The 14,789-nt window shown below is 72.9% G+C and carries 14 protein-coding genes and 1 other RNA gene; 9 read left to right on the top strand and 6 right to left on the bottom strand.

Annotated features, from left to right (window positions below):
- Positions 1–63 precede the first annotated feature (63 nt).
- Positions 64–1,569, top strand: a complete 1,506-nt coding sequence (locus tag ABT001_RS04050; RefSeq protein WP_502967415.1) for an MFS transporter — start codon at positions 64–66, stop codon at positions 1,567–1,569.
- Between the two features lie 94 nt (positions 1,570–1,663).
- Here the strand turns inward: ABT001_RS04050 and ABT001_RS04045 are convergent, their stop codons facing one another.
- A complete protein-coding gene (locus tag ABT001_RS04045; RefSeq protein WP_351271997.1) occupies positions 1,664–1,840 on the bottom strand; it encodes a hypothetical protein in 177 nt (58 codons plus the stop codon).
- A gap of 112 nt (positions 1,841–1,952) precedes the next feature.
- The gene (locus ABT001_RS04040; protein ID WP_351271994.1) at positions 1,953–3,284 is read right to left on the bottom strand and encodes a hypothetical protein; all 1,332 of its coding nucleotides are present in this window, start codon (positions 3,282–3,284) and stop codon (positions 1,953–1,955) included.
- A 270-nt stretch (positions 3,285–3,554) separates the two neighbouring features.
- On the opposite strand from ABT001_RS04040, the gene ABT001_RS04035 reads away from it, so the two are divergent.
- Genes ABT001_RS04035 through ABT001_RS04020 form a run of 4 tightly spaced genes read left to right on the top strand, consistent with a single transcriptional unit; the run spans position 3,555 to position 7,189 of the window.
- Positions 3,555–4,391, top strand: a complete 837-nt coding sequence (locus ABT001_RS04035) for a Nif3-like dinuclear metal center hexameric protein (RefSeq protein ID WP_351271991.1) — start codon at positions 3,555–3,557, stop codon at positions 4,389–4,391.
- Positions 4,388–5,131, top strand: a complete 744-nt coding sequence (locus tag ABT001_RS04030; RefSeq protein ID WP_351272418.1) for a zinc ribbon domain-containing protein — start codon at positions 4,388–4,390, stop codon at positions 5,129–5,131. The genes ABT001_RS04035 and ABT001_RS04030 overlap by 4 nt, the downstream gene beginning before the upstream one ends.
- On the top strand, positions 5,131–6,396 hold the full coding sequence (locus tag ABT001_RS04025) for a bifunctional RNase H/acid phosphatase (protein ID WP_351271988.1): 1,266 nt from the start codon (positions 5,131–5,133) through the stop codon (positions 6,394–6,396). Before ABT001_RS04030 ends, ABT001_RS04025 begins: the two co-directional genes overlap by 1 nt.
- Positions 6,397–6,403: 7 nt before the next feature.
- On the top strand, positions 6,404–7,189 hold the full coding sequence (locus ABT001_RS04020; RefSeq protein WP_351271985.1) for a TSUP family transporter: 786 nt from the start codon (positions 6,404–6,406) through the stop codon (positions 7,187–7,189).
- Between the two features lie 9 nt (positions 7,190–7,198).
- Here the strand turns inward: ABT001_RS04020 and eda are convergent, their stop codons facing one another.
- Together eda and yaaA are read right to left on the bottom strand one after the other, a co-directional pair.
- Positions 7,199–7,846 carry a bifunctional 4-hydroxy-2-oxoglutarate aldolase/2-dehydro-3-deoxy-phosphogluconate aldolase gene (eda, locus tag ABT001_RS04015; RefSeq protein ID WP_351271982.1) on the bottom strand — a complete coding sequence of 216 codons (648 nt, stop codon included), beginning with the start codon at positions 7,844–7,846 and terminating at the stop codon, positions 7,199–7,201.
- A 74-nt stretch (positions 7,847–7,920) separates the two neighbouring features.
- A complete protein-coding gene (yaaA, locus tag ABT001_RS04010; protein WP_351271979.1) occupies positions 7,921–8,721 on the bottom strand; it encodes a peroxide stress protein YaaA in 801 nt (266 codons plus the stop codon).
- A gap of 185 nt (positions 8,722–8,906) precedes the next feature.
- Between yaaA and ABT001_RS04005 the strand changes: the two genes are divergently transcribed.
- Together ABT001_RS04005 and rnpB are read left to right on the top strand one after the other, a co-directional pair.
- On the top strand, positions 8,907–9,440 hold the full coding sequence (locus ABT001_RS04005; protein WP_351271976.1) for a TetR/AcrR family transcriptional regulator: 534 nt from the start codon (positions 8,907–8,909) through the stop codon (positions 9,438–9,440).
- Between the two features lie 18 nt (positions 9,441–9,458).
- An RNA gene (gene rnpB / locus ABT001_RS04000) (RNase P RNA component class A) lies at positions 9,459–9,858 on the top strand.
- 60 nt (positions 9,859–9,918) lie between these two features.
- Here the strand turns inward: rnpB and ABT001_RS03995 are convergent.
- Positions 9,919–10,536: a DinB family protein gene (locus tag ABT001_RS03995; RefSeq protein ID WP_351271973.1), complete on the bottom strand. Its 618-nt coding sequence runs from the start codon at positions 10,534–10,536 to the stop codon at positions 9,919–9,921.
- Between the two features lie 30 nt (positions 10,537–10,566).
- Here ABT001_RS03995 and ABT001_RS03990 point away from each other — a divergent pair, with 30 nt between their 5' ends.
- Positions 10,567–11,196, top strand: coding sequence for a poly(ethylene terephthalate) hydrolase family protein (locus ABT001_RS03990; RefSeq protein WP_351271970.1), 630 nt, complete (start codon positions 10,567–10,569; stop codon positions 11,194–11,196).
- 66 nt (positions 11,197–11,262) lie between these two features.
- Here ABT001_RS03990 and ABT001_RS03985 read toward each other — a convergent pair whose 3' ends face one another.
- A complete protein-coding gene (locus tag ABT001_RS03985; protein WP_351271967.1) occupies positions 11,263–12,615 on the bottom strand; it encodes a ricin-type beta-trefoil lectin domain protein in 1,353 nt (450 codons plus the stop codon).
- Between the two features lie 496 nt (positions 12,616–13,111).
- Here ABT001_RS03985 and ABT001_RS03980 point away from each other — a divergent pair, with 496 nt between their 5' ends.
- Complete coding sequence (locus tag ABT001_RS03980) at positions 13,112–14,788, top strand: sensor histidine kinase (RefSeq protein ID WP_351271964.1); 1,677 nt, start codon at positions 13,112–13,114, stop codon at positions 14,786–14,788.
- Position 14,789: the final 1 nt, after the last annotated feature.

Genomic DNA, 14,789 nt, shown 5'->3' with positions numbered 1-14,789 from the left:
AGACCTGAAGGGACCGAAGGGGGGACCGGAAACGGATGTACGGGGCACGGGTGGCCTGCGAGTATGACACGCATGGTTGACGCTTCCCCGCCCGTACGGCCCACCGCCCGACCGAGAACCCGGACATGGGCCGTGGTCGCGGCCGCCTGCACCGGCCAGTTCCTGGTCGTCCTCGACGTGTCCGTCGTCAATGTGGCGCTGCCGTCCATGCGCACCGACCTGGGGCTGAGCGCACCCGGACTCCAGTGGGTCGTCAACGCCTACTCGATCGCCTTCGCCGGCTTCATGCTGCTCGGCGGGCGGGCCGCCGACATATACGGCCGCAAGCGCATGTTCCTGACCGGGCTCGGCCTCTTCACCGCGGCCTCCCTGGCCGGAGGGTTCGCGCAGGAGGGCTGGCAGCTCCTCGCCGCCCGCGCGGGCCAGGGGCTCGGAGCCGCCGTACTGGCCCCGGCGACGCTCACGATCCTCACCGCCGCCGTCCCCGAAGGGCCCGCGCGGACCAGGGCGATCGGCACCTGGATGGCGGTCGGCGCGGGCGGCGGAGCGGCCGGAGGGCTGATCGGCGGGGTGCTCACCGACCTGCTGTCCTGGCGCTGGGTCCTGCTCATCAACGTGCCGATCGGTGTACTGGTCCTCGCCGGAGCGGCCGTCTGGCTGGCCGAGGGCCGGGCGGGCGACCGGCGCCGCGTGGACCTGCCGGGAGCGGTGCTCGTCACGGCGGGCCTGGCCGCGACGGCGTACGGCATCGTGCAGACCGAGGCCGCCGGCTGGACCGCCGCCGCCACCCTGGTTCCCCTGCTGGGCGGCCTTGCCCTGCTCGGCGTGTTCGTCCTGGTGGAAGCTCGGACCGCCGCCCCGCTGATGCCGCTGCGGGTGCTCGGGGTGCGGGCGGTCTCGGCGTCGAACGTGTCGATGCTGCTGCTGGGTTCGGCGACCTTCTGCATGTGGTACTTCATGACCGTCTACGCCCAGAACGTCCTGGGATACACGCCGCTGGAAGCCGGATTCGCGCTCGTACCGAGCTCCGTGGCCGTCTTCGTCGGCGCGAAGGCCGCGCCCGCGATCATGGCACGCACCGGCGCCAAGCCCCTGGCCGTCGCCGGCACCCTGGTGGCCGCCCTCGGCTTCGGCTGGCAGTCCACCATGGGCGTGCACGGCTCCTACCTCACCGCGGTCTGCCTCCCCGGCGTCCTCATGATGGCCGGGTCCGGACTCGCCTCCACCCCGCTGGCGGCCCTCGCCACCTCCGGAGCGGCACCCGGCGACGCCGGACTCGTCTCCGGACTGATCAACACCTCCCGCACGATGGGCGGGGCGCTGGGCCTCGCCGTGCTCTCCACGGTCGCGGCGGCCCGGACCGGGGGTTCCGCGGGCGCGGCGGAGATCACGGCCGGATACGCGCTGGCCTTCCGCACGTCCGCCGGGGTGCTGGTGGCCGGAGCGGTGATGATGCTGCTCTGGCTGCCGGGCCGCGCTCGGGGACGGGCGGCCGGAGGGCCCGGCACCGGAGCGGAGGGCCGCCTGGGGAAGGAACCCGCCTCGGCGCTGCGTTCCCCGGAGGCCTGAATCCGGAGCTGCCGGAGCCTTCCCGTCACAACGGCATGAGGGCCGCCGCGGCCAGGTGGCTGCGGCGGCCCTCAGTGTTCGTGCGGAGCGGCTCTCACGCCGCCGCGCTGCCACCCCCTTCGGAGGGACGACGGTGACGGCCGTGCGGCTGCACGGTCACGCTCTCCGCGGACGTGCCCCCTCGGTGCTTTCCGTAGCCGCCGGCTTCGGCCCGTTCGGCGTCCGCCTCCGGCGGGCGCGTCCGGGTCGTGTCGGTTCGGGCTTCAGACATGTGGGAAGTCTCCCCGTTGCGATCGCTTACGTGTGGTGTCGCAGCCCCGCCGCCCCCCGGCACGGTCACCGTCGGCGCCCGCGCGGAACGGCTGCGTAGCCCGGACCACACCCTACCCAGGCGGGGTGCGCCCGCTCAGAGGTGCCTGCCCCAGCGGGACGGGTGTGCACACCCCCCGGGCCGGGGCGGCACCGGACGCGTCCGTTCCGCCCCTGACGACCGGGTACGGCTCGTCGGCGGGAGCCTCCAGTACCGCCACGGCGCAGGGGGCGCCCTCCTGTGCGTACGGCAGGTGCAGCACGCCTTCCCGGGTCCAGAAGCCGCTTCCGGTCAGCCACCCGGCGGGTGCCGCGAACTGGTGCAGGCGACGCCCCGCCGGACGCCACAGCCCCACCCAGCTGCCCGCCGCACCGTCTATCCGCAGGGCCACCGCGCAGCTCTCCGGCATCAGCATCTGCCCCGGCTGCACGGCGAACGGTGTCGGCGTCCCGTCCGGTGTGCGCAGGCACTCCGGGAACCGCACCGGGAGACAGCTGCCGAGTACGCCCCAGCCGAGCCGGTCCTGGCCGGGTGCGTCCGACAGGACCAGCAACAGGCCGCTGTCGGCGTCGGCGAGCAGCAACCGGTCGTTGCTCCCCGGCGCGATCTGCAGCAGCGGGGACACCTCCCCACCGCGCCCCAGGTCCAGGACGACCGCCTTCACGGGGCCGCCGCCCGGCAACTGCCGGTCCAGGGCGAGCAGCCGGCCCTCGCGGTCCAGCCAGGCCCCGCCCGAACAGCGACCCGGAACCTCCGCGACCTGCTCCGGGCCCGACCGGCCGCCCGCCACCAGCCAGACGGCGGTGGAGCGTTCACCGGGGAGGAGGGCACAGGCGCTCATGCCGTCCGGGGGCGGCGGGAGGAGCGTGGGTTCCGGACAGTCGAGGGAGCCCAGGAGGAGTTCACCCGTGCCGGGCCCGGTCGGATAGAGCAGGGAGAACGTGTGCCGGTCGGCCCCCACCCGCCGCCGGATGAGGACCCGCCCGTCCGAGAGCGGCAGCACATCGGAGTCCGCCTCCTCCGGCTGGTCGAGGGGTAGGGGGACGGCGTAGGGCTCGGGCCCGTCCAGCGTCCAGCGCTCCGGGAACCAGGCCGGTTCGGCCGCGTCCCCGGCGGCCGTCAGCCGCGCGGCGTACGAGTGGTCGGCGGCGATGGTGAGCCCGGCCGGCAGGACACGCGACGTGGCCCGCGCACCGCCCGCCCCCTCCGCCCGTACGGAGGGGAGCCCCGGCACCGCTGCCGCGGGCTCGTCGTCCTCGTCCGGCGTGTCCGGCCCGTCCGCGGCGCCGGGGTGCGGCACGGACGCGTCCGGGCCGTCCGGTTCCGCCGGCTCGGGTGCGGGCCCGGCCGTCGCGGGAGTCCCAGCGACTCCGGTGGTCTTGTCCTCGATGGCACAGGCGGTCATCGTCCGGTCACCTCCGGCAACCGAAGCTAGGTTTCGCGCCACCCGACGGACAACACGAGCCACACCACTTCACACATAAGGATGTTGATGTCCCGATTCACCTGCGGAGGCAAGGAGGGCTGTGCTGGAGCGGAACAGAAGCTCGGCGCGAACCTCGGCCTTGGACGAGCCGGGCCCGCCGCGTAACGATTCGCCCCGGTCGCCGGTCGGCCCTCCTGGGCCCCGGCGGTCAGGGTCGGCCGGGCACGGCGGGCAGGTAGCCTTTCCTCCGTGCCCCGTCTGTCTGAAGTCATCGCCGAGCTCGACGCCCTCTGGCCGCCCGAGCGCGCCGAAGGATGGGACGCCGTCGGCACGGTCTGCGGGGACCCCGGAGCGCCGGTCGACCGGGTCCTCTTCGCCGTCGACCCCGTCCAGCAGGTCGCCGACGAGGCCCGCACCCTCGGCGCCCAGCTGATCGTCACCCACCACCCGCTGTATCTGCGGGGCACGACGACGGTCGCGGCCTCCACCTTCAAGGGCCGGGTCGTGCACGGGCTGATCAAGCACGACATCGCCCTGCACGTCGCGCACACCAACGCCGACACCGCCGACCCCGGGGTCTCCGACGCCCTCGCCGCCGCCCTGGACCTGCGGGTCACCGGCCCCCTCGTGCCGGACCCCACCGACGCCGCCGGCCGCCGCGGACTCGGCCGGATCTGCGAGCTCGACCACCCCGAGAGCCTCCGCGACCTCGCCGCCCGCGCCGCCGCCCGGCTGCCCGCCACGGCGCAGGGCATCCGGCTGGCCGGCGACCCCGACGCCGTCGTGCGCCGGGTCGCGGTGAGCGGCGGCTCGGGCGACAGCCTCTTCGACGCCGTACGCGCCGCCGGTGTGGACGCCTTCCTCACCGCCGACCTGCGCCACCACCCGGCCTCCGAGGCCGTCCAGCACTCGCCGCTCGGCCTGGTCGATGCCGCACACTGGGCCACCGAGTGGCCCTGGTGCGAGCAGGCCGCCGCGCAGCTCGACGCGATTTCCGACCGCCACGGATGGGACCTGCGGGTCCATGTCTCGAAGCAGGTCACCGACCCCTGGACCACCCACCACTCTTCTGGAGCCCCCAACTGAACGCCGCGCCCGCCGACCAGATCCGACTCCTCGAAGTCCAGGCACTCGACGTACGTCTGTCGCAGCTCTCCCACAAGCGCGACGCGCTGCCCGAGCACGCCGAACTCGACGCGCTCAACAGCGACCTCGCCCAGCTGCGCGACCTGCTCGTCGCCTCCCAGACCGAGGAGGGCGACACCACCCGCGAGCAGACCAAGGCGGAGCAGGACGTCGACCAGGTGCGCCAGCGCGCCGTCCGTGACCAGCAGCGGCTCGACTCGGGCGCGGTCTCCTCGCCGAAGGACCTGGAGAGCCTGCAGCGCGAGCTCACCTCGCTGGCCAAGCGACAGGGCGACCTGGAGGACGTCGTCCTCGAGATCATGGAGCGCCGCGAGTCCGCCCAGGAGCGCGTCACCGAACTGACGGAGCGCGTCCGCTCCGTCCAGGCGAAGGTGGACGACGCCACCGCCCGCCGGGACGCGGCCACCCAGGAGCTCGAGGCCGAGGCCGCCGGAGTGGCCAAGAACCGCGAGGTCGTCTCGGGCGCCGTGCCCGCCGACCTCCTCAAGCTGTACGACAAGCTGCGCGCCCAGCAGGGCGGCGTCGGCGCGGCCCGGCTCTACCAGCGCCGCTGCGAGGGCTGCCGCCTGGAGCTGAACATCACCGAGGTCAACGACGTGAAGGCCGCGTCCCCCGACACGGTGCTGCGCTGCGAGAACTGCCACCGCATCCTGGTGCGCACCGCGGACTCGGGCCTGTAGTGTCCGCTCCCCGCTCGCTGGTCGTCGAGGCCGACGGCGGCTCCCGGGGCAACCCGGGGCCCGCCGGCTACGGGGCTGTCGTCCTCGACCCGGACACCACCGCGACGCTCGCCGAGGCGGCCGAGTACATCGGCGTCGCGACGAACAACGTCGCCGAGTACAAGGGCCTGATCGCCGGGCTGCGGGCGGTCGTGGAGCTCTTCCCGGACCTGGACGTACGTGTCCGCGTCCGGATGGACTCCAAGCTGGTGGTCGAGCAGATGTCGGGCCGCTGGAAGATCAAGCACCCGGACATGAAGCCGCTCGCCGCGGAGGCCGCGAGCATTCTGCCCGCCTCCTCGGTCACGTACGAGTGGATCCCGCGCGAGCACAACAAGCACGCCGACCGGCTCGCCAACGAGGCGATGGACGCGGGCAGGCGGGGCGAGCGATGGGACCCGGCGTCCTCGAAGGCCGACCTGGGGACGACACGCACGCCCGTCGTCCCGGAACCGCCGCTGCCCCCGTCCGGCCCGCCCGGCGACGCGGCGGCGGGGGCGGCGAAGGTCCGCGCCGCGATGGCCGCCGCCCGCCCGGCGGAGGCCACCCCGGAGGAAACTCCGACGACCCCGCAGGTGGGCTGGGGGAGCGCACCCGACTTGGGCGCGCCCGCCACCTTCATCCTGCTCCGGCACGGCGAGACGGCTCTCACCCCCGAGAAGCGGTTTTCGGGCAGTGGCGGCACCGACCCCCAGCTCTCGGAGACCGGCCGCCACCAGGCCGCCCGCGCCGCCGAGGCGTTCGCCGCCCGGGGCACGGTCCAGGAGATCGTGAGCTCCCCGCTGCGCCGCTGCCGTGAGACGGCGGAGGCCGTGGCGGCCGGGCTCGGTCTTCGGGTCCACGTCGAAGAGGGGCTGCGCGAAACGGACTTCGGGTCCTGGGAGGGGCTCACCTTCGGCGAGGTGCGGGAGCGCCACGGCTCCGACCTCACCGCCTGGCTGGCGTCCCCCGACGCGGCGCCCACGGGCGGCGGCGAGAGCTTCGCCGAGGTGGCGGAGCGGGTGTCGGGGACGCGAGACCGGCTGATCGCCCGATACGCGGGCCGTACCGTGCTTCTGGTCACGCACGTCACCCCGATCAAGACCCTGGTCCGGCTCGCGCTGGGCGCGCCCCCGGAGTCGCTGTTCCGCATGGAGCTCTCACCGGCCTCGGTCTCGACGGTGGCGTACTACGCGGACGGGAACCCGTCGCTGAGACTCCTCAACGACACCTCGCACCTGCGGTAGCGGGCACGTGACCTGGTCCACGGGGCTGCTCGGCTTCCTCGCCGGGCTGCTGATCTCGGTCACCACCGCACCCGTGGGCGTATCCGGTGCGGTGTTCCTGCTGCCGGTGCAGGTCAGTGTGCTCGGTGTGCCGAGTCCCGCGGTGACCCCCACCAACCTGCTGTACAACGTGGTGTCGTGCCCCGGCGCCCTCCTGCGCTACCGCAACAGCGGCCGACTGCGCGGACCGCTGACCCGGCTGCTCGTCGTGGGCGCGGTGCCGGGTGTGGTGATCGGCGCGGTGATCCGGGTCTTCGCGGTGCCGGGCCCGGCGGTCTTCCGGCTGTTCATCGCCGTCCTGCTGCTCCCCCTGGGCGCGTGGCTGTGCGCCCGTACGCTGCGCCCCTCGCGCGGCGGGGCCGCTGCCGCACAGCCGTCGCCCCGCGCCACCACGGGTCTCGCCCTGGCCGTCGGCATCGCGGGAGGGGTCTACGGCATCGGCGGCGGTTCGCTGCTCGGGCCGATCCTCGTCGGGCGCGGGGTGCCGGTCGCGAAGGTCGCGCCCGCCGCCCTCGCCTGCACGTTCGTGACCTCTCTCGCGGGGGCGGTCTCCTACGCCCTGCTGTCGCTGACCGCCACGGGCGACATCGCTCCCGACTGGGCCCTGGGCCTGGCCTGCGGGCTCGGCGGACTCTGCGGCGGCTATCTCGGAGCCCGGCTCCAGCCGCACGTTCCCGAAAGGGTGCTGCGGCTCCTGCTGGGCTCGCTGGCCCTGGGCATCGGCTCGCTGTACGCGGTCCAGGCCGTGAGCTGAGCCCGGCGCTCAGCCGCGGCCGAGCTCCGACGCCTCCGCGGCCAGCCGCTCGACGCGCGCCCAGTCCTTCGCCGCCACCGCGTCCCCGGGCACCATCCAACTGCCGCCGACGCAGCCGACGTTGGGCAGGGCCAGATAGGACGGCGCCGAGTCGAGCGAGATGCCGCCCGTCGGACAGAACCGGGCCTGGGGGAGCGGGGAGGACAGCGCCTTCAGATAGGCGGTGCCGCCCGCGGCCTCGGCGGGGAAGAACTTCATCTCGGTGACCCCGCGCTCCAGCAGCGCGACCACCTCGGACGTCGTCGAGACGCCCGGCAGGAACGGCACGCCCGACGCCTTCATCGCGTCCAGCAGGGTGTCCGTCCAGCCAGGGCTGACCAGGAAGCGCGCCCCGGCCGCGACCGTCCCGGTCACATGCGCCGGGGAGATCACCGTGCCGGCGCCCACCACGGCCCCCGGCACCTCCGCGGCGATCGCCCGGATCGCGTCCAGGGCGGCGGCCGTCCGCAGCGTGACCTCGATCGCGGGCAGACCGCCCGCGACGAGCGCACGGGCCAGCGGCACCGCGTCGGCCGCGTCCTCCAGCACGACGACGGGGATGACGGGGGCGAGATCCAGGACGGAAGCGGACACGGCGGCGGGCGCGGAGGAGGTCATGGGCTCATCCTGCCGCGAGAACCGCACACTGCGCAACGCGCGTTGCGCATGGTGCAATGCTCCGTCCCGGTGGGTCAGTGGATCTCGGTGACCACCACATCGAGCGCCCACGGCCGCCCCGCCCGCTCGGGCGCCTGCCCCTCCACGACGTAACCGAGATCGCGCAGCACCTCCACCAGCTCCGCAGGCCCCTTCGGCCGAGCCCCGGCCAGCAGCAGGTCGCGGACCATCCGGCCCTTCGTGGCCTTGTTGAAGTGGCTGACCACGGACCGCTTCTCCACCCCGTCCACCCGCTGGGAGTGGAGCACCCGCACACTCGCCGTGCGCTCGGCGACCTCGCCCACCGGCTTCCACGCACCGGCGTACGCCGAGGAGCGCAGATCCAGGACCAGCCCGTCACCCGCCGTCTCCGGCAGGACCGAGGCCATCGGGGTGCGCCAGTACGCGTTCAGCGCGCCGAGCCCCGGCAGCTTCACCCCCATCGAGCACCGGTACGAGGGGATGCGGTCGCCCACCCGCACCGCGCCCCACAGCCCGGAGAAGACCAGCAGCGACTTCCCGGCCCGCCGCCGGGCCGCCGCGTCCAGGGTGGCCAGGCCGAGCGCGTCGTAGAGGACCCCGGTGTAGATCTCCCCGGCGGGCCGGGTCCCGGCCGTGCGCAGCTCCGTGTTCTTCGCGACCTCGCCGCGCAGCCCCTCGCTCAGGCCGAGCACCTCACGGGCCTTGTCCTCGTCCGCCAGGCACAGCTCGACCAGCTCGTCGAGGATCGCGGCCCGGGCGTCGGCGAGGCCCGGCAGGGACAGGGACTCCGGCTTCAGCGGTGCCCCGCGCCCCGAGGCGGCCTTACCTTCGGAGGGCGGCAACAGCACGAGCACGGGGATTCTCCTTCGGACGCGGCACAGGGCTCCACGCAGACGGGAGCCCCTGGCAAGGGTACGGGCCGACCGCGACGCGACCGGCGACCGGCAAGGGGTCCGGCGACCGGCTTGTCCGCATCTCGTACGATCACGTCCTCGGGTACGGACCACGTACCGACTCCGCACCAGGGAAGGTCTCATGCGTGCATGACCTCGCCACCGCCCCCACGGCCGGCCGGCCCCGGCAGATCATCGCCGCCGCACGGGCCCTGCTGGAGGCGGAGGGCCCCGAAGCGCTCACCATGCGGCGGCTGGCCGAGCGGGTGGGCGTGAAGGCGTCGTCCCTCTACAAGCACTTCCCCGACAAGTCCTCCGTGGTGGCGGCCCTGGCCGCCGAGATGCTCCGGGAGACCGCCGGGGTCCTGGCCGCCGCCGAGGCGGCGGCCCCGGGCTCCTTCTCCGCCCTCGCCACCGCCTACCGCACCTACGCCCTGGCCCACCCCCACCTCTACCTCCTCACCATGGGCCGCACCCTCCCCACGGCAGGAGCGGCGGACGCGGCGGCCGCCCCGCTGTTCCGTGCCGCCGGGGGCGACGAGGACCGGGCCCGGGCGGCGTGGGCCTTCGCCCACGGCATGGTGGTCCTGGAACTCAACGGCCGCTTCCCTCCGGGCGCCGACCTCTCGGCGGCCTGGGAGGCCGGCATCGCGGCCTTCACCCCCGGCCCCGCCGGGTAGCATGGTCACCACGGCAGACGAGCCGGGCGGACGGCCGCGTGAGGATCTCCGGATCCTCCCGAGGAACGTCCGGGCTCCACAGGGCAGGGTGATGGCTAACGGCCACCCGGGGTGACCCGCGGGACAGTGCCACAGAAAACAGACCGCCGGGGACCTCGGTCCCCGGTAAGGGTGAAACGGTGGTGTAAGAGACCACCAGCGCCTGAGGCGACTCAGGCGGCTAGGTAAACCCCACCCGGAGCAAGGTCAAGAGGGAGCACCCCGGTGCTCCTGCGCGAACGTCCGAGGGCTGCCCGCCCGAGTTCGCGGGTAGACCGCACGAGACCGGCAGCAATGCCGGTCCTAGATGGATGGCCGTCTCCCCGGCCGCCGCGAGGCGACCGGGCGACAGAACCCGGCGTACAGCCCGACTCGTCTGCCGCTACCAGCGGTTTTGCTTGCGGAAGGGCCTCTGACCTGCGTCGGAGGCCCTCTCCGCTCAGTCGGCGGCCTGCTGTTCCGGGCGACGACCCTGTGCCTTGACCGGCGCGGCAGTCCTGGCGGCCTGCTCGATCCTCGCGCAGTGGGCCGCACGGGCTTCCACGTCGATCTGCTGCTCGTGTTCGGCGCGCAACCCGGTCCGGCCGTCGAGGCCCTCGCGCAGGATGTCGGCATGTCCGGCATGCCGGACGGACTCGCCGAGGACATGGACCATGACGGCGAACAGGTTCGTGTCGGCATGAGGCTCCGGCCACCACGGAACGTGGCCGGGGGCGTCGAGGGCAAGCTCGTCGATCGTCGCGTCCGAGTGTTCCCACGTCCGTCGGTAGAACCCGATGATCTGATCGCGGGTCTCGTCCTCGGTCGCCCACAGATCGCCGCCGTCGGAGTCCTGCCACCGGGGCAGCGGTTCCGGGGACGGGCGGTCGAAGACCTCGCCGAAGTACCTGGCCTCGACGGAGGCCACGTGTTTGACCAGGCCGAGGAGGTTGGTCCCGGTCGCCGTCAGAGGCCGGCGGGTGTCGTATTCGGACAAGCCGTCGAGTTTCCAGAGCAGCGCCAGGCGATCCCGCCGCAGTCTCCCGTGCAGGTTGTCCTTCGCGAATTCATCGATCATGCGGCATGAGCCTGCCACGACGGGTGGCTGGTGTATCCGGCCGACGCCGGCCGGGACGGTGTGGACCACCCGGTCCTCGTCCGGGGCCCGGGCGCGGGATCCGAACCCGCCGAGTACGAGGACATGCTGCGCCAGTGGGCGTCGCACGGGTTCGTCGTCTACAGCGAGGTCTCGTCCAGCAGCGGTGACTACATGGTCGACGCCCTCGACTGGCTGGAGGACCGGAACACCGCCCCGAGCAGCCCGCTCCACTCGCACCTCGACCTGTCCGAGGTGGCTTTCGGGGGCCATTCCCGTGGATCGATCGGCACGTTCGACGTCGCCGACGAGCAGCGGCTGGAGACCACCGTCCACGTGGCGGGTGGCTCCTTCGACGGCAACGGTCCCGACAGCCTGCGCAACCCGGCCCTCTACATCGGAGGTGACGAGGACTTCGCCACCTCGAACATGGAACGCGACTACACCCACACCGACGTGCCGGTGTGGTTCAACGTCCTCGACGGCACGGACCACATCCTCGCCACCCGCAACGGCCAGCACATCATCACCTCCTGGCTCCGATGGCACCTGGCCGACGAGGAGTTCCGGCGTACGCAGGACTTCCTGAGTCCTGACTGCGCCTTCTGCGATCTCGGCGACGTCACGTACAAGAACTGGTGACATCCGGGCAGCAGTCCTGCTCCGCCCCGCCCCGAGGCGGTGAACGGCGGGGCGGAGCAGGCGGGTTCAGCTCTCGACCCGCCACTTCTGGTCGGGCTTGCCCGAGCACGTCCACAGCCGCAGTTCGGCGCCCGCGGTGCGGCCGTCCTCCATCGCGTCCACGCACTTGTTCGCCTGCCGGCCGACCAGCTCACCCTCGCCGCGCATCACGAACTGCTGAGCGGGGTTGCCGCTGCACACGGCGAGCTGGATCACGGTGCCGTCTTCCTTGGAGCCCCAGGCGACGTCCATGCACAGGCCGAGCGAGCGTACGGTGCCGTCGTCCCGGAACTCCCACCTCTGGTTGTCCCTCTCCTTGCACGCCTGGACCGTGAGGTGCGTGCCGTCCCTGGCCCTGCCGTTCACCTGGCCCGTGGCCTCGACGCAGAGGCCCGCGGTCCTGCTGACGACGGGGGATCCCGGTGCCGGGGCGGCCGGCTCCTCAGGCTTCGGGTCATCGCCGCCGCCGCCACCGTCGGTGGAGGGCTCCTCCGACGCATCCGTACCGGCGTCCTTCTTCTCCGGGGGCGCCTCCGGCTCCGGTGTCTTCACCGGCTCGGCGGGCGGCTTCGCCTCGGTCAGGGGAGGCGCGGACGGCGGAAGGGTGCCCACGGCGTCGGTCTTCTCCGTGGCGAGGCTGGTGACCTGCGGTTTGTAGGAGAGCCAGATGATGACGAACGTGATGGCGAGGGCCAGGGTGATGCCGAGCGCGGTGGCGAGCCACCCCGGCAGGAACCCCCGCTGGACGTAGGTGCCGTCCACATCGACGGACGGCGCCCCGGACCTCTGGACGGCCAGGGTGTAGGGCCGCTGCTCCTTCGCCCCGAACCAGGTGATCTGCCGGGGTTTCAGCGTCGCCTTGACGAACGCGGCGCGGCCCGGTTCGACCTGGATGCTGCCCGGATGGATCTCGTACGAGAGGGTGTCCCCGGCGTCGCTCCCGCGGATCGAGGCGGTGACCCTGGTGTTGCCCAGGTTGTCGACGGCCAGCTTCGGCCGTCCCCGGAAACAGCCCTTGACCGTCGGCGGGACCAGCTCGGCCCTGAGCTCGGTGAACGGGGTGATCGTGATGTTTCCCTCGGGGGCCGTGGTGGCCTCAGGGTGCTCGGTCGGTGTGATCCGCACCGCGTACGGATTGGGCCCGGCCTTCGCGTCGGGCGTGCGGGGCGGTGCGAACGTCAGCTCCACCGTGCCGGTCGTACCCGGATACAGCCGGACCGTCTGCGGCTCCACGGCCGTCCAGGGGGCCAGATCACCGACGGGTTCGAAGCGGTACTCGTCGACGACGTCGCCGGTGTTCCGTAGCCGTAGCCTGACGGTCGTACCGCTTCCCGGATCAACTGTTGCCGACGCGGGTTCCAAAGAAGTCCATAAGCTCACCGGTCGACGGTAGGGCCGTGGCCTCCCGCGTGTCAGCGGCTCGTGGGGCACACCGGCTGACCGAAGAGGTCGTTGCGCCTGCCCGTTCTGCCTCCGTTCGCTGCCCGGCCGAGCCGCCGGCCGAATCGTCCGGTCGGGCCCGTGGCGTCGAGCGGAACCGTCTTCGAGCTACGGCGAAGTCCCTTTCCGGTCATTCGGCATTCCGTGCGCGGGATGAATTCGTCCACCCGTTCGGAGTCTCCGCAACGGTGGCGACGCACTCCGTCCTCATCGGCGGCGCACCGGACGTCGAGTTCCGGCCACCATCTGAACGCATGCCTTCCGGTAGGTGGAGTCAAGTTGATCACGTGCATCTGTAACCCGATAGGCTCCCCAGCGGCGCGGCGAGTTGACTCGAACTCACTCGGCCGTCGCCGTGCTGCCCGCCTGTCGTGCGGCGCGTGCGACGTGTGCGCGATTCCCCCCTGTTCGATTGTTGTGCTCTCGAAGGATGCAGATGGAACTTGCCACTCCACCCCCGGCGGCACGTGCTCCCGTCGCCTGGTACGGCTGGTGGCTCATGCCGTTGGCCTTAGGGGCCGGAACCGTCGTCACCGCGGTGGCAGGACCCGATGAGGTCCAGATACCCGCGACGTTCGCCGGTGCCGCGGTCACCGTGGCCGGCACGGTGTGTGTACAACTCCTCGTGCGGACCAGGTCACGGCTCCGCCGAGCGAGCGACGAATTCCGCTCGGCCCAGACCGAGCACTCCCAGCAGCGGTACGCGGACGTGCAGGCCCGGGAGCAGAGATTCGCGACCGAGCGCTCGGCTCTCGAAACGCAACTGAGCCAGCAGGCCGCCGCGTTCGAGGCCCGGCTCGCGGAACACACCCAGTCGTACGAGACCGGCATCGCCGAGCGGGCCCGCGCGACGGAGGAGCAGTTCGCGATCCAGCAGGCCGTCGTCTCCAGGCTCGGTGACAGCTACCTCCCCGAGGCGTTCAAGCGGCTCCGGGAGGGCGAGGCCATCGACGACATCCTGGTGGAGTCCGCCCAGGAGCCCGACGCGACGCCGGAGATGCGCGCCGCGCTGCGCAGGGCCCTGCGGGCCGCGCTGCTCGGTGTCGAGGAGGAGCTGAACCGCTCCACGTCGGCCGAACAGGCCGTGGTCGGCATCGGCAGCCGGATCCATGTCCTGACGGGCCGGCTCCGCGGCCGGCTGCACGAGATGCAGGGCGAACACGGGCGGCTGCCCGCGGTCGCCCAGGGCCTGATGGAGCTGGACCAGGAGATCGGCCCCGCCGACTGCCTCGCCGCCAGCATCGGCGTACTCGGCGGTTCGGACCGGCCCGGACGTCAGTGGCAGGAACCGCAGCGGCTCCTCAGCGTGGTCCGGGGCGGTATCGGACGCATCAAGGACTTCAACCGCATCCAGGTCCGTCAACTGCCCGAAATGGGCGTCGACGGCGGCCTGGTGGACCACCTCACCCTGATCTTCGCCCACCTCCTGGACAACGCGGCGCGCTACTCGCCGCCCACCGAGCCCGTGGTCGTCTCCGGCAAGGAGGTGCCCAACGGTGTCGGCATCGAGATCCAGGACGCGGGCAAGGGCCTGAGCGACGAGCGCAAGCGTGAGGCGGAGCAGGCCATCGCGGGTCTCGCGCAGGGCCCCGGCCTCGGCGGCATCTCGGAGGACGCCAACCTGGGCCTGCGCGTGGTGGGTGCCCTCGCACGCCGCTACGGCATCCGGGTCACCTTCGCGGACTCGCCGTGGCTCGGCACCTCCGTGGTCGTGGTGGTACCCCACAAGTACTTCAGCCATCTGTCCGCCCCCGCCACCGAGCCGGCCAGGCCCGTCGTGGAGCGGGCCGAGCCCGCCCTCGTGTCGTCGGCCGCGACCGCCGTGGCCGTGGAGAGCACCGAAGCCGTCGACGCCATGGACACCACGCCCGGCGGCCTGCCGCGACGCAGGAGCAGACGGGCCGACACTCCGCCGGCCCGGCGGAGTGACACCGACCGGACCACGGACTCCGTGGTCGCCGTGCCGCCGGACGCGTCGTTCGCCGGCCTCGCCGCCTTCGCCACGGCCGGGCGCGAGAGCGGTCCACCAGGAGGGACGACCGCGGACGCCGGACAGGGCGCCCGTGAGACGACTGCCGGCCGCGAGTCCAACCGCACTGAAGAGAGCGACTAGT

The organism is Streptomyces sp. NPDC002793 (assembly GCF_040295485.1).
Taxonomy (GTDB): domain Bacteria; phylum Actinomycetota; class Actinomycetes; order Streptomycetales; family Streptomycetaceae; genus Streptomyces.
This window is presented reverse-complemented; position numbering and strand designations above follow the sequence as displayed.